Source organism: Marinibium conchae, assembly GCF_015595035.1.
Taxonomy (GTDB): Bacteria; Pseudomonadota; Gammaproteobacteria; order Enterobacterales; family Alteromonadaceae; genus Glaciecola.
In genome coordinates this window covers 1,309,195-1,328,814 of sequence record NZ_JADNRN010000001.1, presented here as the reverse complement: position 1 = coordinate 1,328,814, position 19,620 = coordinate 1,309,195, and the positions used below count along the sequence as shown (strand labels likewise).

The window sequence follows — 19,620 nt, the reverse complement described above, 5'->3', positions numbered from 1 at the left end:
CAATATAGCGTTGACTACTTATGATTTATTGTCGGGCCACGCTTATGATGGTGTCCATCTTCCAGGAGATACCATGTATCGCTCAGCTGCTTAGCGTCTTTTTTGAGCGCTGCGTCACTCTGTAATAATGTATTGTTTTCGGCTGCCGATAAATCAAAATTACTATTCCATGCTACGCCTGAGCGCAATAGAACAGGCGCTGGAAGCTGTTCTTGTTGAATGGCTGATACATCGCCCAATTCGGGGTAAACCCTATTTACGGTAAATCGAGTTCTGCCTTGTAACGAAGGCAAATTAAAACGATCACGCTGACCCCAAGTGACAGCAAAATTTGGATTATTATTTACATTAATAATGCCGATATCGGCGGAAGCGCCTAAACGATATTGCATCATGAAACGCTCAAAAAGTGTCGCATAGTCCTCACGCTCATTCAGGTAAGAGTAGTAGGAAGGGGAAATATCAGGCTCGAAAAAGTTCTGAATATCACTCGCATCATAGTTTCTTTGACTTGCATTGGCATCTTCGCCCGCAAAACTGACTTGAGCCAGTGCTTTCATTTGCACAGAGGTCAGAGGGAAACTCTCGATCATTGCAGATGAATTCGCAGTATTGTTCTGAAAATAAGAACGAGGGTCTTGGTTCGCACTCAGTGAGCTCCAGGAGCTTGGTGGAAAAAAGTCATTAGCATGCCCTAATTCGTGATACATCAACCACGATATATCAGCTTCAAGTACCTCAAAACTTCGTGACTCTCTAGCGTTAATAGAGAAACGCTGACCAGGCATATATGGCTGATTATCTTTAACATAACGCCAAAATACACCAAATTGGAGATCGCTACCGAAATTACTCCTAAAATCTGGCGCTTCATTGAGAGTATCGCGCTCTTCCGCTGTGACCCAAAAATTACGGGCATCCAAATAGATGGCGCCAGTCGCTGTCCAATAGAAAGACGGGCGAATATCGTACGAAATGACAACCGCAGTAACGCCTCGTAGTAAGTTGAGCATGTCGGGGCCGGCAACTGATCTTTCCAGATATTCCTTAAAACGTAATCCCATCCATTCATGTGATACTAGAGTGCGATCCAATATATCTTCGACACTTGGTGTCATGTTAACTTGACCAAGAAGAGGCAAGGTCCCGAAATTACATGTTGACGAAAGAGTATTGTTATAAACACAGCTTTCAATAGCGTCTTTGTAGGGAGAGTTAGGATTGAACGAGAACATATCTTGGCTTGCCACAACTCCGATGCTGGGCAAATAGGCGTTGTCAGATATTTGTGCATTTTTGATCGTGATAAAACTATCGTCAACGCTAGTAGAGCCGTCGCTAAAAGTAAGTTCGGCTCGGATTTGAATCAACTCGTCTTTGGTCACTTCAGGTAAATTAAAGGTAAGGAAACTTGGTGTCGTTTGACCTTGACTAAACTCTAAAACCTGTGGACCAGCTACCTGACTCCAACGCACGCTTGCTGTACTAATATCATTCCCGTTTGCGCCAACACGAAGGCTGACCTTTGCTCTTTCGGTTACGGTATGGTCAAGTCGGACATTGGCGATTGGTAGGGTATTCGCCTCTACCGAAAACTCATGGTCAAATGATAAGTTAGCGCTGGTCGTTGTTACGTTGATACGAAAGGCATAATCGCCCGCTTCAGGAGTATCGAAGCCAATTGTTTGAGAATGAGGTGCTAGCACCGTAAGTGCAGGCCCCGATATTTGTTGCCAATTGACGGATGTAATTAAATCACTGTTATTCGTGGTAATAGCGAAACCATAGGAACCACCTGTGACAAAACTGGTGTCGCCGTAGAGAGAAATATTCCCTTGAGAAAGTATCGGCGCAAGCTCTCCGACACTATCAGTAACCACCGCTGGGGGAAGAGAGGGGCGATTACTCGGCGAGCTCGAATCCGAAGAGCCACCGCAAGCGCTCAATACTAACAATGTGCTTACAACAAATATCGATTTATGCATCGTTATCTCCCTCAAATAGTCTCTTTTCGTCCTCCATAACACTCTTAAGTTTCGGCAGTCCGGTACCGAGCTCTTGACCCCTCAATCTAGCAAAGGCGCTACAGCCTATAAACATGGCACTTGCCAAAATAAGTTCGACTGCAGCGAGCCACATAAGTGAAGGCTCTGCATATAAGACCGTGATACTGTGCAAAAAGTACAGTAACACAATAAAACTAGCCCACGCATGGGTGTAAGGTTTTCCTTGCACAATACCGTAGAGTGGTAATAACAGCGGGAGGATATAGAAAGCTAATTTAAATAAAGTGGAATAATCGTTTTCAAGGGGTAAAATAAAATACCAAGTTATCATCCAGCCCAGAAGCGCGATATGCGACCCTAATGCTAGATACCGTAATCTCTTGACCTTTACTGACATAGCTGTGGTAGCGCTTTGCATTAGCGTGTTTCCTTATACTTAAGTGCCAATTTGGCCAATCGTTTACCTTGAGCGTAAGCCAACTCTTTCTCGATAGCCGACAGCGTATTTTTGTCTGGCCTACTAACTGCAGTGGCCCCGTACGGCGTTCCACCGAATTCAGTTTTATGCAAGCCAGGTTCAGAATAGGGCAAACCGAATACCAACATACCTTGGTGAAATAGCGGCAACATCATGCTTAATAGTGTTGACTCTTGACCGCCATGCAAACTTGATGTGCTAGAAAACACGCAAGCAGGCTTGTCTATTAATGTGCCTTTTAACCATTGTTGGCTGGTGCTATCTATAAAATATTTCATTGGAGCGGCCATGTTGCCAAAATGGGTCGGACTACCCAGTGCCAAACCATCACATTCTACCAAGTCATTTAAGCTTGCATAACTCACGCCGGAGCGCGGCACAGAGGGCTCTACAGCTTCATTGTTGGCTGAGATATCTGGTACTGTGCGTATTGAAACTGATGCTCCAGTGCTTTGCGCTCCCATCGCTATGGTCTTGGCTAATTCTTCGGTAATGCCGTGACGGCTGTAATAAAGAATAAGGAGTTTAACGCTGTTTTTATCTGACATTAATCACTCTCAGGTGGCGGTTTGTTTGATGTTTAGGAATTTATAAGTGCCGCAATATTATCTAGTGGTCGCCCGATAGCAGCTTGCCCCTTGATCAACAAAATTGGCCGCTCTATGAGTTTTGGATAGGTCTCGATGGCTTGTAAAATACTCTCTGACGATGAATCTTGAGACAAACCAGCTTCTTTGTACTCTTTCTCTTTAGTCCTAATCATCATTGCAGCGTGATCAAGCCCGGACGCTTCAAAAATATAGTTAATTTCCTCTTTGCTAAGCGGAACTTTCAAATATTCACGGGTATCAAATTTAACATTGTTTTGTTGTAAAAATTCGACGGCTTGCCTACTTTTACTACAACGAGGGTTGTGCAGTAACGTGGCTTTTTCAAATACAGACATGCAAATTTCCTTAGGTATCTGTTAATCTCTTAAAACAATAACATAATCAGGTTGCAAGGTGCACACGCAGCCAATGATGCATGGACAAGAAAATGAAAAAAATCATACTTTATTTATCTGCTGGCCTTCTTGCACTTACTGCCGGAATATCCATTCAATATTATACTAAGTACGATTTTGCGACCTTAGATGGTTCAACTTACACATTCAATGAACTTGAGGGAAACTGGATCGTTGTCAATTATTTTGCAGAATGGTGTGCTCCTTGTTTGCGAGAAATTCCGGAGCTCAATCATTTTCAAGAAAAAGCGCTTGCTGATAATACTAAGATCAAGTTGTTTGGAGTGAGTTACGACGCCATGCAAGACCATGAATTGCAGTTAATTGCCGATAAATATGATATACAATTTCCGCTGATTACTGATGTTGATACTGCTTTACCATTTGAGCTTCCTAAATATTTACCCGCTACTTACCTGATCCGGCCTGACGGTAGTCTCGCAGGGCAATTGCTCGGTGAGCAAAGCGCTAGGTCACTTCAAGAGGCCATTTCTGCAGCCAATACTAATTAACTATAACCGCTCTAAGCTAATCATTTGGCTCCTGAATTGCTCGATACGAGCTTTTATTCTTTGCTTTTCCAAAAAGTCTTCGCCCGTCTCATTGTAGGCAAAGTTCAATTCATCTATTGCTTGGGGGTAGGCTAATACAAGGCCATAAATTTCTGCATTTGCCTTATACATTTCTCTTTTTTGCCCCGTGCCTCGATACGCATCAACTAGCAGAGAATACGATAAATAATGCTCTGGCTCGACAAGGAGGATGTCGCGTAAGATCTGTATTGCAGGTGCAAAGTCTTGGTTTTTTATCATGGCATTAGCAAGATTCAACGAGAGTACTTTGTTTTTGGGTTTCAATTGCCAAATCGGCTTGAGTAACTCGATTGCTTTATCAGGAGTGTCTTGTGCTATTAACACATCGGTAAGTGCGTCTAAATAAAATAGGTTTTCGTTATCATTAGCAAGCAGCTCAGAGAGTAATTGGTTTGCAGAGGCATAACTTTCGGCATCAAAATATGAAAGTGCCAAACCATACATGGCGGCCTCTCGAAGCACATAGTTTTGGTTTTGTAATTGATAGGCGAAATAGTTGATATTGCGCTGAGCATTCCCTTCATAGCGAGCTATAATTCGAGCTTTAGCAAGCTGGAAATTTAAGCTAGGAGCAATCCGTCGGTCACCATAGGTTGACGCTCTTGCACGCGTTTCAGATATTCTATTTTCGGGAATAGGGTGAGTTTGCAAGAACGCTAACTCGTTACTTCTCCCTCTTGCTTGTACCGCTAATTTGCCAAAAAATGCGGGTGCTCCCTTTGGATCAAAACCGGCTCTGGCGAGCATACTTATGCCGATATTGTCAGCTTCTTGCTCCATGCTACGAGTATAATTAATTCGGCTTTGGGCTGCGCCGGCATTTCCCGCGCTTATGGCAGCTATTCCAGCTTCAGGGTTGGCCATGGCCAGCAATATCCCGCCAATCAGGGAGGCTATTTGCAAAGGCGCACTGCGTTTTTGTGCTTGACTTGAGCGCGCTAAATGCCGCTGGGTGACGTGAGCAATTTCGTGAGCAAAAACTGAGGCAAGTTCGCTTTCAGTATCAGCTTGTGTGATCAATCCTGAATGTATACCGATATGTCCACCGAAAAATGCAAAAGCATTTATCGTAGGATTATTCAGCGTAAAAAAGGTAAATGGAAACTTAGCATTATCTGACTCGATAACCAGTTTATTCCCTAAGTCCTGAATATATTCGTTCAGTACGGGATCATGAATTATAGGCGCTTGCCCTCGAAGTTGGCGCATTATCGCCTTTCCGACCAACAATTCCTTTTCAATGGTTAATGTATCGGATGCAACCACGCCAATTTCTGGTAATTGATTCTTATTGATATCACTACTCTGTGCGCCTATTGCAAAGGGCAAAGCAGCAACTAAGGCGATGATTAGTCGTTTACAAACTTTATATTTCGACATGGTGACTATTAGGTTTTCCTTAATACGGTACAGCTTTATAAGCATCGCTCTAACAGTGCTTACTATATATGAAACTTACATAAGGTGTCGCTTACATAAACTGAAAATCTTGGTATCTTTCTCGTACAATCTTATAGACCGATAATATAAAAGATAGTTTCACTAGCTCTGGTTTTAATAGTAAACAGGGTTTACCATAAATGCACTGCGATTATAAATCAAATTAAAGGACCTACACTGAATGTTTGGTGTTTTCACTCAATGGTATAAACGAAAATTCTCCGACCCTAATGCACTTATGTTGTTGTTGCTGATTTTGATCACAACAGTGATTTTACTGATCTGGGGCAACATATTAATGCCTGTAATTGTTGCTGCGGTAATTGCCTATCTACTGGATTGGCCCGTATCAAAAATGAATAGAAGAGGCATCAATAGAACCGCAGCTACCGCAATAACGTTAACGGTTTTCATCGTTGTTAGCATATTACTTATGATTGGTTTAGTACCAGTCATTTATAAGCAAAGTGTTAATTTGGCACAGGAACTTCCGTTGATATGGAACTCTGGCCAAGAGTGGGTGATTAGCTTACCCGAAAGATACCCAGAGCTTGTTCAGGTTGAATATATCAAAAATACCATGGACAGCGTTAATCAACACCTCGTTAGTTTTGGTCAGCAAGTCATAAGTGTGTCTGTTAATTCCATTGGAAACTTAGCTGCGCTACTTATCTACATGATTTTAGTGCCTCTCATGGTCTTTTTCATGTTAAAAGACAAACAATTATTCCTTGCAAGCATCTCTAATGTGTTGCCGAAGGAGCGTCGTCTGATCACTCAAGTAGGTGAAGAAATGAACACGCAAATTGCAAACTATATTCGAGGAAAAGTGATTGAAATTATCATTGTAGGAGGCGTAACCTCAGCGGCCTTTGCTTTTATGGAGCTACGATATGCATTATTACTTGGTGTTTTGGTGGGCTTTAGCGTGTTAATACCTTACATTGGTGCTGCTGTGGTTACCATTCCTGTAGCGATTGTTGCTTTGTTTCAATTTGGGCTAACGTCCGACTTTTGGTATCTCATGTTAGTGTATGCCATTATCCAAGCTCTTGATGGTAATCTCATCGTACCTATCCTTTTTTCTGAGGCGGTAAGTTTACACCCGCTATACATAATTATTGCGGTGTTAGTTTTCGGTGGCATGTGGGGTTTTTGGGGGGTGTTTTTTGCAATTCCTCTCGCGACACTTGTAAAGGCAGTCATTTCTGCTTGGTCAACCCCAACTAACTCTCCAGAAGCAATGCTGAAGAGCTAACAAGGCTTTTTATCTAAAAAAAACGACTCTTAGGAGTCGTTTTAAATGAAACGATCTCTATCGCGCTAGCCCTTAAGTGTTTCTAACACAACCTCATGATGATTCTTTGTTTTGAACTTATCTATCACATGAGAAACAACGCCAGACTCATCTATCAAAAAGGATATGCGATGAATGCCGTCATACTCCTTACCCATGAACTTTTTGAGCCCCCATACACCGAAGGCATCTGCTACGCTGTGGTCTTCATCAGACAGTAGGGTGAAATTGAGATTTTCTTTCTCGATAAATTTTGGAAGACGTTTTACCGCGTCAGGGCTAACACCAAGCACGACTACGTTATTATCATCCAACTGAGCTTTTGCATCTCTAAGACCTTGGGCTTGAATTGTGCAGCCTGGTGTCATTGCTTTTGGGTAAAAATAAACCAGCACTTTTTTGCCCAAAAAGTCGGTCAGAGACACCATTTTATCATCTTGATTCGGGAGTGAAAATTGAGGGGCTTTATCACCAGCTTTCAATGTGTTCATTTTCTTCCTTTATTTCGTTATGCGTAACTTTACCATGAAGACCCAGTGAGCACATTAATGTCTTTAATTCGCTGTCGAAGTCTGCCAAGTCAAGTTGTCTAGTTGCACTGAGCACCATTTTGCATTTCACATGCTCAGTGTTTGTTGATTTATCATTGTAAGTTTTCTGTCGCAACGCGCTCACAGACACTTGCCGTTCAGTGAGAAAGGTGGTGACTCGTTGGATTATACCTACAGCATCCGCTCCGACGAATTCGAGATTAATTAATTGCTCGAGATTCTGCTTAGCGTGTCCACTTGTACGCTTCATCATTGATAGCAGATCATGCTCTACGCACAGGCTTGAAAGTTGCATTTCTAACTTGGTGATAGCTGCGTGACTGCCTTCCACTATCATAGACAATGAAAAATCTCTGCCATAAATCGCATGGCGACTATCAAGAATGTTACAGTTTCCATCATTTACGCAAGCGCTGATGATACTTAATATTCCCAACTTGTCTGTGCCTAAGATATTAACAATAACCTGTTGTTTCATTTGTGTTGATTGCGAAAGCTGATTGTTTGCAGAGTGTATCATAAGCAATCTTATTGTCACATAAGTGCCACCAAAGCTGGCAGGTTGATTGAAGCGTAAATATTGTCTGAAAAGAAATGCAGTAGAGCATATTTTGGTTTTTCTATCTTTAGTAGCCAATAAGCTAAAAAAAGTAGTGAGTTCTGTGCATATATGCTTGTGTTTACTAGCTTGTGACCTTAACATGACGACCAAGTTTTAAGGGGGAATGATGTTTAAAGGAAGCTATGTTGCATTGGTAACACCGATGTTGGCAGATGGAAAGGTTGATGACAAGAGTTTGCAAGCTTTAGTCGAGTTTCATATTCAAAATGGAACTCACGGAATCGTTGCGGTTGGCACTACAGGTGAAAGTGCAACGCTTCCGTTTCAAGAGCACGTCGATGTTGTAAAACGAGTTGTTGATTTAGTTGACAAAAAAGTACCGGTTATTGCCGGTAGTGGCGCAAACTCAACGGCAGAAGCTATTTTTTTAAGCGAGCAAATCGCACCATTGGGAGTTGATGGTTTCCTTAGCGTCGTTCCTTACTACAATAAACCACAGCAAGCTGGAATGGTTGCGCATTTTAATGCGATAGCTAGCGCCACCGACGTTCCCTTGATGCTCTATAATGTACCCGGACGTACTGTCGCCGATATGCACTCTGATACCGTTGCAGAATTGGCTGAGCACAAAAATATCATTGGGATTAAAGATGCGACAGGTGATATTCAGCGTTTCAAAGAGATGAAGCGTTTGGTTGATGACTCATTTTTGTTCTTCAGCGGCGATGATGAGACTGGGTGTAATTTTATGTGTGAAGGGGGGGACGGAGTCATCTCTGTTACCGCTAATATAGCACCCAAAGCAATGAGTGATATGTGCAACGCTGCATTAGATAAAAATATTGTGCTAGCGCAAGACATAAATAAGCAGGTTATGGCATTACACAGAGAATTGTTTATTGAACCAAACCCAGTAATTCCTAAATGGGCCTTGTATAAAATGGGATTGATAAAAGACGCTTTTTTACGTTTACCGATGGTTCAACCTGAACTAAATAGTAAAAAAGCAATCGAAGAAACTCTCAAGAAGTTGAATTTAATTAGTCAGGTTACGAATGAAAAGTAAATTGTTAGGGTTAGGCGCAGTTGTTTTAGTGTTTGCTGGTTGTGCAAGTAAAGGTGAGCGCGAGATTGCGTCGGGTAGTTACGATTATCTTGGAGCATCTCAACAAAAAGTGTTAGAGGTGCCGCCTGAATTAGACAAACCCAATTTTTCTCGACGTTATGAGTTACCTGAGTTGGGCGAGAATGCTCCAACCGAGCTAGTAGGGCAGAAATTAAAGGTGCTGTCTCCATCACTTGTTCTTCCTCTAGTCGCTGGCTCTCATGTAGAAGAGGGTTCGCCTGATACTAAAGTGCTTTTCGATCAAATTAACGATGATGAGCCATTAGAAACGACAATTTGGAACACGGTGCTTGACTATCTTGAAAAACAAAATATTGGCATTGCATCCTTCGATGATAATAAACGTGTTCTCGAAACTGAGTGGGTAGTAGATCAAATTGAGGGCACATCAAGTTGGTACGACTTTACTGACTCATTTGTTGAAGTGAAGAGAAAGTTTCGCTTCGATCTTGGTATTGCTCCTCATGGTCGAACGGCATCCCTGAAAACAAGCCTTATTGATTTTATTGATGAGAGTGAGGGGATAACTATTGCAACTGTCGATCCTATCTCTAAGCGAGTGCAAGAAGCTAACTTTTTAAATGCGATTATTCAAGATTATGATTTTGGCATACGCTTGGAACGCGACAAACGCATTGCCAAAATTCGACAGGGATTCGAGAGCAACATGGGCTTTAATGAAGACGGTGAACCAGCTATCGTTGTTGATGCAGTCTATGAAAACGCTTGGCCTCGTTTGTTACTCGTTCTTCGAAAAATGGGTTTCGATGTTAAGGATTTAGATCAGTCAACCGGCTTACTATTTGTTCAATATAAAGGTACTGAGCAATCGTGGTGGGGTAGTTTGTTCGGCGCTAATGAAGATTTAGAAATCGAAAAGAACGACTACCGTTTGAAAGTAGGGAGCCTTGGAGAGAAGACTTCTGTTACTTTTATGAATGAAGAAAGCAGTGCGTTCGATACAACACTCATCAGCGAGGTGTTTACGCCCTTCAAAGAATATATGAGTACTGAAGATTTAGATATTTAAGCTAGGAAAACCGTTATAATGCAAAAAAGAAACGAACTATATAGAGGTAAGGCCAAAACGGTTTTCCTTACAGATGATGCTAACAAGCTTGTTTTACATTTCAGAAATGACACATCGGCTTTCGATGGTGAAAAGATTGAACAGCTCGAGCGAAAAGGTGAAGTGAACAATAAATTTAATCATTTCATTATGCAAAAGTTGGAGGCTGCGGGTATTAAGACCCAGGTCGAGTCATTGATTTCTGATACCGAGTGCGTTGTTAAAAAACTAGATATGATTCCAGTAGAGTGTGTTGTAAGAAACATTGCCGCTGGCTCGATGGTAAAGCGTCTAGGAGTGCAAGAGGGGCTAGTATTGGACCCACCCACATTTGAGTTTTTTCTCAAGAACGATGCGCTCCATGACCCGATGGTTAACGATTATCACATCACTGCTTTTGGTTGGGCTACTCAAGAGCAAATCGATGAAATGAAACGCTTGACCTTCGCAGTAAATGCAGTCTTAAAGCCTCTTTTCGAGGAAGGCGGTATGTTGCTCGTTGATTACAAACTCGAATTTGGTGTTAGCCAAGGTGAGCTTGTGCTGGGTGATGAGTTTACGCCAGATGGTTGTCGTTTGTGGGATAAAGAAACGAAGAAAAAACTCGACAAAGATAGATTTAGACAAGGTTTGGGATCAGTTGTAGAGTCTTACATCGAAGTAGCTAAACGCATCGGCTTAGATTTATAAGCGTAGATATTAATTGCAATAGCAAAAGAGTAGCATAGCTACTCTTTTTGATTTACAGGGTAAGTTATGTTGAAGAAATCATTAGTAATATTCGTGACCTTAGTACTAGCACTTTCTAATGCCAATGCTAACGAAAACGAACTCAACGTTGTTGAAAATAATCTGAGAGCGGCGAATCCAGTCTTCGCTAACGCAAATGTAGTTGTTCATCGCGAATTAAGCTCTATGAATATGGAAGGTCTTTATGAAGCTTCTATTGATGGGCAATCATTGGTAGTCACTAAAGACGGTAAAAGGGCGGTGATTGGAGAAGTGTTTGACCTGCAAAATATGGTAAACCTGACAAGAGTCGAAAAACAAAAAGGGCAGGTAATATTAGCTCAGCAAGAAATTGCAAAATTGAACGAAGACGATTTCGTTACCTATCCGGCTGAGGGTGAAAGTATCGGCCAACTCTATGTTTTTTCTGATACCACCTGTGGATATTGTAGAAAACTACATTTGGAAGTTGCTGATTATCAGAAGGCAGGCATCGACGTTAAGTACATTCCATATCCAAGGAGTCAACTTATAGATGGCGAAGTTGCATTTGAAAAATTGAAGCAGGTAATGTGCGCTGATGACAAGCAAACAGCAATGACAAAAATCAAAGAAGGTAGCGATAACAATGCCTTTGTAAAGACAAGCTATGAACAATCGTGCATTGACAGCATTAGAAAAGGACAACTAGCAGGCAGAAATGTGGGATTGCAAGGTACGCCGTTTATGTACCTAAGTGATGCTTCTACACAAATTATTCCAGGCTACCAAGAGTCAAGCATGGTTATTAGTCTGTTCAATAAGGCCAAATAGTTACTAAATAGTAAGAGAAAGCTTTTGAATAAAGGGTTTCTTATTACGCAATAAAAAAGACTGCATTTAAATCGGCAGTCTTTTTTTTTGCAGTTTTAATGCTAGTACTGTTGCTAGTACAGGGTAATATCTATATCTGATGTTGGTTTGCAGCAACATGGCAATATTTCATCGTCGTCAATAAAGGCGAGAGGATCAATATGATAATCCACATTTCCTTCGTTTAACTTAGTCCGACAAGCGCCGCAGTAGCCTTCCCGGCAATGGTAGTGAACTTCAATGTTGTTGGATTCAAGATGTTCAAGTAGGCTTTTATCATCGCTTTCCGAAAAAACACTGTGCAAGCCGTCGACTCGCACCTTGTAAGTTCCTATTTTTTCAGTCACTTAGAGCTCAAATGCCTCGAAGTCGTCTGAAGCAACTTCACTGTCTATTTGACCTACTAAATAACTGCTTATCTCAGTTTCCTGAGGTGCTACCTGTACATTGTCAGAATTAAGATAATTGTTCATCCAAGGTAGGGGATTACTTTTGATCTCAAAAGGCTGACCCATTCCTATTGCTGCCATGCGATGATTCGCAATATATTCTACGTACTGACACAGAATCTCTTCGTTAAGCCCGAGCATCGACCCATTTTTAAATAAATAGTGAGCCCATTCTTTTTCTTGCTGCACTGCTTTCAAGAAAATGGCTTTTGCTTCCTCATGGCATTCAGCAGCAATTTCAGCCATCTCAGGATCATCTTTGCCCTTCGCCCACAGATTAAGTACATGTTGAGTTGAGGTGAGATGGATGTTTTCATCTCGAGCAATTAGTCGAATGATTTTAGAGTTTCCTTCCATCAATTCACGCTCAGCAAATGCAAAGGTACAAGCGAATGACACGTAGAACCTAATCGCCTCGAGTGCATTTACAGAGTTCATGCAAAGGTATAGCTTCTTTTTGAGTTCTCGCATTGTGATGAGATGAGTTTCGCCATCGACAACATGTTCACCTTCACCTTTAGTTTGCCAAAGTTGAGTGGCAAAGATCAGGTCATCATAGTATTTCGATATATCTGTTGCACGCTTCGCGATTTCTTCGTTAACTACGATGTCGTCGAAAATCTCACTAGGATCAGTAAACAAATTTCGCAGAATATGTGTGTAGGAACGAGAATGAATCGTTTCGAAGAAGGACCAAGTTTCCACCCAGGTTTCCAGTTCTGGTATCGATATGATGGGTAGAAAGGCAATGTTTGGGCTTCTTCCTTGTACTGAATCAAGTAGCGTCTGGTATTTCAAATTTGAGGTGAAAATATGCCGTTCAGCATCGCTCAGTTTCTGAAAGTCCATGCGATCTTTACTCACGTCAACTTCTTCAGGACGCCAGAAAAATGATATTTGTTTCTCTATCAATTTTTCAAAAATTGGATGCTTTTGTTGATCGTAGCGGGCTACATTTACCGGGGAACCAAAAAACATTGGCTCTTTCATCGTATCGTTGCTTTCTTGATTAAAAGTTGTGTATTTCATTTTTATCGTTTTCACTCATCCGGTTAATCAATTAAATTTTACAAGCGCCGCCAGCACAATCATCATCTTCTTGTATAACAACCTCTTGTGCAGGTTTAGCTACATTCTCAGATACAACGGCTTTGTCGGTGTTGTCCGACGCGCCATCTCGAGTGTTGTGGTAGTAAAGTGTCTTTACACCCAGCTTGTATGTTGTTAGCAAGTCTTTGAGTAAGACTTTCATTGGTACTTTGTTGCCTTCGTATTTGCCTGGGTCGTAACTCGTATTCGCAGAAATTGTTTGGTCAATAAACTTCTGCATAATAGCGACTAACTGCAAGTAGCCGTCATTTGACTTTATGTCCCACAGCAGCTCGTAGTCGTTCTTTAATCGTTGATACTCTGGCACTACTTGCTTAAGTACACCATCCTTACTAGCTTTAATACTGATATGCCCACGTGGCGGTTCAATACCATTTGTCGCATTTGATATTTGTGATGATGTCTCTGATGGCATTAATGCAGACAAGGTACTATTGCGTAAGCCATGCTCAACAATATCTTTTCGTAAGCTATCCCAATCGTAATGCAATGGCTCTGCGCATATACCATCTACATCTTTTTTATAGGTGTCCACTGGCATTAAGCCTTGTGAGTAAGTCGTTTCATTGAACTTTGGACATGCCCCTTTTTCTTTTGCAAGCTCCATTGAGGCTTTTAATAGGTAATATTGCATTGCTTCAAAAGTTCGATGAACCAGGCCGTTCGCACTATGATCGCTATACTTAACACCATTCTTAGCAAGGTAGTAAGCAAAGTTTATGACACCGACTCCTAGTGTTCTTCGTCCCATTGTGGCGTTATAAGCAGCGGGTACAGGGTAGTCTTGATAGTCTAATAAGCTATCTAATGCCCTAACGGCGAGATCTGATAATTCTTCAAATTCATCTAAGCTCTTTATTTCGCCTAAGTTGAACGCAGAAAGTGTACACAAGGCAATCTCACCTTCTTCATCATTAACATGAGACAAAGGTTTTGTTGGTAACGCTATTTCTAAACAAAGATTGCTTTGGCGAACAGGCGCCACTTTTGGGTCGAAAGGGCTGTGAGTGTTGCAATGATCGACGTTTTGTAAATATATACGCCCAGTGCTGGCGCGTTCTTGCATAAACAAGCTGAAAAGTTCAATAGCCTTAATACGCTTCTTGCGAATAGACTCATCAGCCTCATATATGCAGTACAAGCGTTCAAATTCGTCTTGGTCTGCGAAGAAAGCGTCATAAAGCCCTGGGGTGTCAGAAGGGCTAAATAGGGTAATGTAGTCATCCTTTATCATGCGCGTATACATTAACTTGTTAAACTGCACACCATAATCAAGGTGACGAACCCGATTTTCTTCAACTCCGCGATTATTTTTAAGTACTAATAAGGATTCTACTTCCATATGCCAAAGTGGATAGAAGAGGGTTGCCGCACCGCCGCGAACACCACCTTGAGAACAACTTTTCACCGCTGTTTGGAAATATTTGTAGAAAGGAATACAGCCAGTATGGAAAGCCTCACCGCCTCTTATAGGACTTCCCAATGCTCGAATTCTACCAGCATTAACACCTATGCCAGCCCGTTGACTAACATATTTCACGATTGCTGACGCTGATGCATTGATAGAATCTAAACTATCACCTGTTTCGATGAGTACGCACGAACTGAATTGTCGAGTAGGGGTTCGCACACCAGCCATGATCGGGGTAGGTAATGACAGTTTGAAAGTTGATGCAGCATCATAGAAGCGTTTGATGTAGTCCAGTCGGCTTTCTTTGGGGTATTTTGCGAACAAGCAAGCCGCTACAAGCACATAGAGAAACTGTGCGCTTTCGTATATTTCACCGCTTACTCTATTTTGAACTAAATACTTACCTTCCAACTGTTTGACAGCCGCATAGCTAAAGTTCATATCTCTCCAGTGGTCGATAAAATCGTCCATGGCGTCGAATTCTTCCTTCGTGTAGTCGTCTAGTAGATGTGCGTCGTACTTTTCCGCTTCCACTAAGGCTTTGACGTGAGTATAAAGAGCTGGCGGCTCAAATTGTCCGTATGCTTTTTTGCGAAGATGAAATATAGCGAGTCGTGCCGCTAGATATTGATAATCTGGGGCATCAGTTGATATGAGGTCGGCGGCAGACTTTATCATCGTCTCATGAATTTCGGCAGACTTAATTCCGTTGTAAAACTGTATTTGCGCATTAATCTCGACTTGCGACACAGAAACGTCGGAAAGACCTTTTGCAGCCCAAGTTACAACCTTGTGGATTTTGTCTAATTCGAGGGGTTCTTGAGTGCCATCTCTTTTTGTTACTAATAGAGTATTGTTCATTTTTATTATCGCTCTGTGTCTACGCTGAGTGTGATGCGTAATTAGGTCCATTTAAGTCAACTTAGAGATCTAACCTGATGCGTCGATGAGTTACCTAACAGGTATGAATATTATCGCTTTGTAGATCATTTGTAAGTTGATGTAGACACAAGATAATGAGGTTTACCTCGATATGCAACCCAAGATGTAGTGCTTTCGGGTGATAAAAACACAAGTGTAAAATATGTTAGTGTGAGCTAACTTTCCGCAATACAATTTGAGTGCTTTTTAACAGATGCAACGACTATCTGAAAGAATAATTTTTTCTACAATTTTTTAATATAAAAGGGGTTTCCTTATAGCAAATTGTTTTAAGGTAAATCGCCTATATAGTGTTGCATTTTGTGAAGGCCACTAGATATAGTGGCTAGATGGGTTTTATGCAGTGCATCATGTAATTAACGTCAACGTTTTTGTCTGATAGATAATACGTCGCTGTGAGAGGGTTTAAATGCAAACCTGTTATTTCTTGTTGAACAAGTTCGGTCTTTTCTGTCCAAGCACTTAGCTCAGATGGGCGAATAAACTTATTGTGGCTATGAGTTCCTTTTGGTACCAAATTCAGAATGTATTCAGCACCTAATATTGCCATCAACCAACTCTTGGTATTCCGATTGATTGTTGAAAAAAATACGGAACCCCCAGGCTTGACCATCTCTGCGCACGCTAATACGACCGAGCATGGATCTGGAACATGCTCCAACATCTCAAGACAGGTTACCACATCAAAATATTGTGCATGATCTTTCGCAAAATCCTCCGCAGCGGAATATGTGTAGGTCACATTGATACCCGATTCCAAACCATGCAACGTTGCAACTTTTAGTGATTCTTGTGCCAAATCTATACCTTGGACGTTGGCCCCAGAAGCAGCCATCGCTTCAGCCAAGATTCCCCCGCCACAACCGACATCTAAGACAGACTTATCGAATAAGCCTTTGGCTTTTTCCTCAATAAAGCCCAAGCGCACAGGATTAATGTCGTGCAAGGGTTTAAATTCCCCTTGCTTATCCCACCACTTCGACGCCAAAGCAGAGAACTTTTCAATTTCTTGATCATCTACATTTAATTCGGCCACGGAACACCCCTCTAAATAAGTACTTTTGCGTCTTTCAGTAGTCTTGGCTACTAAAAGGTTTTTTTTTCGTTATTTATTATGACATACATCTACATATTCAGAAGTCTTAATGCTAATATCTTCATCTTACAGGCTCCAAAATAAAACACGAGAGTTGCACCGGCAGGTTAACGTTCATTTAGAGAATGAATAATGCCAGCGTAGGGTGGCTCCATTAATAATAAAGGACAGTGCAGTTTATGACTGATAACGCCAAAGAAATCCTTCCGATTAACATCGAAGATGAACTTAAAAACTCTTACCTAGACTACGCCATGAGCGTCATTGTAGGTCGAGCACTTCCCGACGTTCGTGATGGTTTAAAACCCGTTCACAGACGCGTTTTGTTCGCGATGAACGAACTTAAAAATGACTACAATAAACCTTATAAAAAGTCGGCACGTGTCGTAGGTGATGTTATTGGTAAATACCACCCTCATGGTGACTCTGCTGTTTACGACACTATCGTTCGAATGGCCCAACCTTTTTCACTTAGATACATGTTGGTAGATGGGCAAGGCAACTTCGGCTCCGTCGATGGCGATTCTGCCGCAGCCATGCGATATACAGAAATCAGAATGGCCAAGATAGCACATGAATTATTGGCCGATCTTGAAAAAGAAACGGTTAATTTCGTACCTAATTATGATGGCCAAGAACATATACCAGAAGTATTGCCAACGAAAGTACCTAATCTGTTGGTTAATGGCTCATCGGGTATTGCGGTGGGTATGGCAACAAACATACCACCACATAACTTAACTGAGGTTATCAACGGGTGTATTGAGCTTATCAATAATCCGGATATGACTATTGAAGAACTCATCGATATTATTCCCGGGCCAGATTTTCCAACGGCTGCACTGATAAGTGGTCGCAAGGGAATCATCGATGCTTATAAAACAGGACGCGGTAAAATATATTTGCGTGCGCGGGCTGAGATAGAACAAGAGGATAATGGCAAAGAAACCATTATCGTTCATGAAATACCTTATCAGGTAAATAAAGCTCGACTAATTGAAAAAATAGCGGAACTTGTAAAAGAAAAACGTATTGAGGGAATTTCTGCTCTGCGTGACGAGTCTGATAAAGACGGCATGCGCATCGTTATTGAAGTTAAACGCAATGAATCTGCTGAAGTACTGCTAAACCACCTTTATGCTAACACTCAGCTTCAAACAGTGTTTGGCATTAATATGGTGGCTTTGGACAACACGCAGCCTCGAATCTTCAACCTTAAAGATATACTTCAGAAATTCGTTCTTCACCGTCGAGAAGTGGTTACTCGACGTACTGTTTTTGAATTAAAGAAAGCCCGCGACAGAGCGCATATACTTGAAGGTTTAGCAATAGCCTTGGTCAATATCGATCCTATTATAGAGCTGATCAAAAACTCTCAAAGTCCTTCTGATGCAAAAAAATCACTCATTGCGCGTGGCTGGGACTTAGGTGATGTTGCAGAAATGCTCGCAAGAGCGGGTAATGACGCAGCGCGCCCAGATTGGCTTGCCCCTGAGTTTGGTATACGTGACGGGCAATACTTCCTCACTGAAGAGCAAGCTCAAGCTATCCTTGATCTACGTCTTAATAAGCTGACAGGGCTCGAACACGATAAAATATTAGACGAATACAAAGCTTTGCTTGACGTAATTGCTGAGCTACTCCATATACTTGCGAGCTCTGAGCGCTTGATGGAAGTTATAAGAGAAGAGCTTGAGGCAGTGCGCGAAGAGTTCGGTGACGAAAGACGAACAGAAATCACAGCGGCGAGCCACGATATCGATATCGAAGACCTCATTGAAAGGGAAGATGTGGTTGTTACTTTGTCTCGAGAGGGCTATGTGAAGTATCAAAAACTCTCCGATTATGAAGCTCAGCGAAGAGGTGGTAAAGGTAAGTCTGCAACGAAGATGAAAGAAGAAGATTTCATTGAAAAGTTGTTGGTGGCCAATACGCATGATCACATATTGTGTTTCTCGACTAGAGGTCGTTTATATTGGCTTAAGGTGTATCAATTGCCATTGGCAAGTAGAAATGCAAGAGGTCGCCCGATAGTTAATATTCTGCCGTTAGAAGACGGTGAGCGTATTACAGCAATATTACCAATTCAAGAATTTGAAGCGGGTAAATTTGTATTTATGGCAACAACAAACGGCACTGTTAAGAAAACCGAGTTGACGCAATACTCACGCCCACGCGCCAACGGTATAATCGCGGTTAACCTCAACGATGGTAATGAATTGGTTGGTGTTGACCTTACTGATGGTGATAGCGAAATAATGCTGTTTTCCGATGCAGGTAAGGTTGTTCGATTTAGTGAAGACCAGGTTCGACCAATGGGCAGAACAGCGACGGGTGTAAGAGGCATTCGTCTAATGGAAAACGAAAAAGTCGTTTCATTAATTGTACCTCAAGGCGAGGGCGATGTATTGACCGCGACGGAAAACGGTTTCGGGAAACGTACGCCTATTGGTGAGTATCCTGCCAAGAGTAGAGCAACTAAAGGGGTGGTTTCAATCAAAGTCTCTGAGCGTAATGGCCTCGTTGTAGGTGCGATACAAGTAGATGAAAGTAAAGAAATTATGCTCATTAGTGACCAAGGTACCCTTGTTAGGACTCGTGCTTCTGAGGTATCTACAGTAGGTAGAAATACACAAGGTGTTCGATTAATTCGAACCGCTGAAGATGAGCATGTAGTTGGTTTGCAGCGAATTGATGAAATTGAAGTTGCAGATGAACTAGCCGAGGGCGAAGATGGCAACGCTGGTGAGACCTCAGTAGAGAGCGCCGAGTCAACAGCCGTTAGCACAGAGCTCCCGACTAAAGAAGACAATGGTTCTGACGAAGAGCCAAGTGCTTAGTCGCTAATTACTTTTTTATTGTTTTATAAGTAAGTATTAATAAGCGGCGTTATGCCGCTTATT

General features: G+C 41.8%; 18 protein-coding genes. 7 read left to right on the top strand and 11 right to left on the bottom strand.

Annotated elements, in window-relative coordinates:
* Positions 1 to 14 precede the first annotated feature (14 nt).
* From ISG33_RS05640 to ISG33_RS05625, 4 genes are read right to left on the bottom strand one after another with little or no spacing between them, the layout of a single operon-like run.
* Positions 15 to 1,985, bottom strand: a complete 1,971-nt coding sequence (locus ISG33_RS05640; RefSeq protein ID WP_195732530.1) for a hypothetical protein — start codon at positions 1,983 to 1,985, stop codon at positions 15 to 17.
* Entirely contained in the window at positions 1,978 to 2,424 is a 447-nt protein-coding gene (locus ISG33_RS05635) for a DUF2069 domain-containing protein (protein ID WP_229333458.1), read from the bottom strand. The genes ISG33_RS05640 and ISG33_RS05635 overlap by 8 nt, the downstream gene beginning before the upstream one ends.
* Positions 2,424 to 3,032, bottom strand: a complete 609-nt coding sequence (gene wrbA, locus ISG33_RS05630) for an NAD(P)H:quinone oxidoreductase (protein ID WP_195732529.1) — start codon at positions 3,030 to 3,032, stop codon at positions 2,424 to 2,426. Before wrbA ends, ISG33_RS05635 begins: the two co-directional genes overlap by 1 nt.
* A gap of 32 nt (positions 3,033 to 3,064) precedes the next feature.
* Positions 3,065 to 3,430, bottom strand: a complete 366-nt coding sequence (locus ISG33_RS05625; protein ID WP_195732528.1) for an ArsC/Spx/MgsR family protein — start codon at positions 3,428 to 3,430, stop codon at positions 3,065 to 3,067.
* 92 nt (positions 3,431 to 3,522) lie between these two features.
* Here ISG33_RS05625 and ISG33_RS05620 point away from each other — a divergent pair, with 92 nt between their 5' ends.
* Positions 3,523 to 4,002, top strand: coding sequence for a TlpA family protein disulfide reductase (locus ISG33_RS05620; RefSeq protein WP_195732527.1), 480 nt, complete (start codon positions 3,523 to 3,525; stop codon positions 4,000 to 4,002).
* Here the strand turns inward: ISG33_RS05620 and bepA are convergent, their stop codons facing one another.
* Positions 4,003 to 5,463 carry a beta-barrel assembly-enhancing protease gene (gene bepA / locus ISG33_RS05615; protein ID WP_195732526.1) on the bottom strand — a complete coding sequence of 487 codons (1,461 nt, stop codon included), beginning with the start codon at positions 5,461 to 5,463 and terminating at the stop codon, positions 4,003 to 4,005. It abuts the gene before it with no gap.
* Positions 5,464 to 5,704: 241 nt separating this feature from the next.
* Here bepA and ISG33_RS05610 point away from each other — a divergent pair, with 241 nt between their 5' ends.
* Positions 5,705 to 6,781 carry an AI-2E family transporter gene (locus tag ISG33_RS05610; protein ID WP_195732525.1) on the top strand — a complete coding sequence of 359 codons (1,077 nt, stop codon included), beginning with the start codon at positions 5,705 to 5,707 and terminating at the stop codon, positions 6,779 to 6,781.
* 65 nt (positions 6,782 to 6,846) lie between these two features.
* Here ISG33_RS05610 and bcp read toward each other — a convergent pair whose 3' ends face one another.
* Both bcp and ISG33_RS05600 read right to left on the bottom strand, forming a co-directional pair.
* Positions 6,847 to 7,311: a thioredoxin-dependent thiol peroxidase gene (bcp, locus tag ISG33_RS05605; protein WP_195732524.1), complete on the bottom strand. Its 465-nt coding sequence runs from the start codon at positions 7,309 to 7,311 to the stop codon at positions 6,847 to 6,849.
* Positions 7,289 to 7,849 (bottom strand): glycine cleavage system transcriptional repressor, encoded by a 561-nt coding sequence (locus tag ISG33_RS05600; protein ID WP_195733048.1) that lies wholly within the window; start codon positions 7,847 to 7,849, stop codon positions 7,289 to 7,291. The genes bcp and ISG33_RS05600 overlap by 23 nt, the downstream gene beginning before the upstream one ends.
* A gap of 250 nt (positions 7,850 to 8,099) precedes the next feature.
* Here ISG33_RS05600 and dapA point away from each other — a divergent pair, with 250 nt between their 5' ends.
* The 4 genes from dapA (at position 8,100) to ISG33_RS05580 (ending at position 11,670) form a co-directional block, all read left to right on the top strand.
* Entirely contained in the window at positions 8,100 to 8,999 is a 900-nt protein-coding gene (gene dapA, locus ISG33_RS05595; protein WP_195733047.1) for a 4-hydroxy-tetrahydrodipicolinate synthase, read from the top strand.
* Complete coding sequence (bamC, locus tag ISG33_RS05590) at positions 8,989 to 10,089, top strand: NlpB/DapX family lipoprotein (protein ID WP_195732523.1); 1,101 nt, start codon at positions 8,989 to 8,991, stop codon at positions 10,087 to 10,089. The genes dapA and bamC overlap by 11 nt, the downstream gene beginning before the upstream one ends.
* Positions 10,090 to 10,107: 18 nt before the next feature.
* Complete coding sequence (purC, locus tag ISG33_RS05585; protein ID WP_195732522.1) at positions 10,108 to 10,818, top strand: phosphoribosylaminoimidazolesuccinocarboxamide synthase; 711 nt, start codon at positions 10,108 to 10,110, stop codon at positions 10,816 to 10,818.
* A gap of 66 nt (positions 10,819 to 10,884) precedes the next feature.
* Complete coding sequence (locus ISG33_RS05580; RefSeq protein ID WP_195732521.1) at positions 10,885 to 11,670, top strand: DsbC family protein; 786 nt, start codon at positions 10,885 to 10,887, stop codon at positions 11,668 to 11,670.
* Positions 11,671 to 11,783: 113 nt separating this feature from the next.
* Here the strand turns inward: ISG33_RS05580 and yfaE are convergent, their stop codons facing one another.
* From yfaE to ubiG, 4 genes are all read right to left on the bottom strand, one after another.
* Positions 11,784 to 12,029 carry a class I ribonucleotide reductase maintenance protein YfaE gene (gene yfaE, locus ISG33_RS05575; RefSeq protein ID WP_229333498.1) on the bottom strand — a complete coding sequence of 82 codons (246 nt, stop codon included), beginning with the start codon at positions 12,027 to 12,029 and terminating at the stop codon, positions 11,784 to 11,786.
* Between the two features lie 27 nt (positions 12,030 to 12,056).
* Positions 12,057 to 13,187, bottom strand: a complete 1,131-nt coding sequence (gene nrdB / locus ISG33_RS05570) for a class Ia ribonucleoside-diphosphate reductase subunit beta (RefSeq protein ID WP_195732519.1) — start codon at positions 13,185 to 13,187, stop codon at positions 12,057 to 12,059.
* 31 nt (positions 13,188 to 13,218) lie between these two features.
* Complete coding sequence (gene nrdA, locus ISG33_RS05565; RefSeq protein WP_195732518.1) at positions 13,219 to 15,540, bottom strand: class 1a ribonucleoside-diphosphate reductase subunit alpha; 2,322 nt, start codon at positions 15,538 to 15,540, stop codon at positions 13,219 to 13,221.
* 406 nt (positions 15,541 to 15,946) lie between these two features.
* The gene (gene ubiG / locus ISG33_RS05560; RefSeq protein WP_195732517.1) at positions 15,947 to 16,657 is read right to left on the bottom strand and encodes a bifunctional 2-polyprenyl-6-hydroxyphenol methylase/3-demethylubiquinol 3-O-methyltransferase UbiG; all 711 of its coding nucleotides are present in this window, start codon (positions 16,655 to 16,657) and stop codon (positions 15,947 to 15,949) included.
* Positions 16,658 to 16,896: 239 nt separating this feature from the next.
* Here ubiG and gyrA point away from each other — a divergent pair, with 239 nt between their 5' ends.
* Positions 16,897 to 19,557: a DNA topoisomerase (ATP-hydrolyzing) subunit A gene (gene gyrA / locus ISG33_RS05555; RefSeq protein ID WP_229333457.1), complete on the top strand. Its 2,661-nt coding sequence runs from the start codon at positions 16,897 to 16,899 to the stop codon at positions 19,555 to 19,557.
* Positions 19,558 to 19,620: the final 63 nt, after the last annotated feature.

Coding starts and splice junctions, on each gene's coding strand:
- dapA (WP_195733047.1), top strand. CDS start 8,100: ATGTTTAAAGGAAGCTATGTTGCATTGGTAACACCGATGTTGGCAGAT.
- nrdB (WP_195732519.1), bottom strand. CDS start 13,187: ATGAAATACACAACTTTTAATCAAGAAAGCAACGATACGATGAAAGAG.
- ISG33_RS05610 (WP_195732525.1), top strand. CDS start 5,705: ATGTTTGGTGTTTTCACTCAATGGTATAAACGAAAATTCTCCGACCCT.
- ISG33_RS05625 (WP_195732528.1), bottom strand. CDS start 3,430: ATGTCTGTATTTGAAAAAGCCACGTTACTGCACAACCCTCGTTGTAGT.
- ISG33_RS05635 (WP_229333458.1), bottom strand. CDS start 2,424: ATGCAAAGCGCTACCACAGCTATGTCAGTAAAGGTCAAGAGATTACGG.
- bamC (WP_195732523.1), top strand. CDS start 8,989: ATGAAAAGTAAATTGTTAGGGTTAGGCGCAGTTGTTTTAGTGTTTGCT.
- ISG33_RS05600 (WP_195733048.1), bottom strand. CDS start 7,849: ATGAAACAACAGGTTATTGTTAATATCTTAGGCACAGACAAGTTGGGA.
- ISG33_RS05640 (WP_195732530.1), bottom strand. CDS start 1,985: ATGCATAAATCGATATTTGTTGTAAGCACATTGTTAGTATTGAGCGCT.
- bepA (WP_195732526.1), bottom strand. CDS start 5,463: ATGTCGAAATATAAAGTTTGTAAACGACTAATCATCGCCTTAGTTGCT.
- bcp (WP_195732524.1), bottom strand. CDS start 7,311: ATGAACACATTGAAAGCTGGTGATAAAGCCCCTCAATTTTCACTCCCG.
- ISG33_RS05580 (WP_195732521.1), top strand. CDS start 10,885: ATGTTGAAGAAATCATTAGTAATATTCGTGACCTTAGTACTAGCACTT.
- wrbA (WP_195732529.1), bottom strand. CDS start 3,032: ATGTCAGATAAAAACAGCGTTAAACTCCTTATTCTTTATTACAGCCGT.
- ISG33_RS05620 (WP_195732527.1), top strand. CDS start 3,523: ATGAAAAAAATCATACTTTATTTATCTGCTGGCCTTCTTGCACTTACT.
- gyrA (WP_229333457.1), top strand. CDS start 16,897: ATGACTGATAACGCCAAAGAAATCCTTCCGATTAACATCGAAGATGAA.
- nrdA (WP_195732518.1), bottom strand. CDS start 15,540: ATGAACAATACTCTATTAGTAACAAAAAGAGATGGCACTCAAGAACCC.
- purC (WP_195732522.1), top strand. CDS start 10,108: ATGCAAAAAAGAAACGAACTATATAGAGGTAAGGCCAAAACGGTTTTC.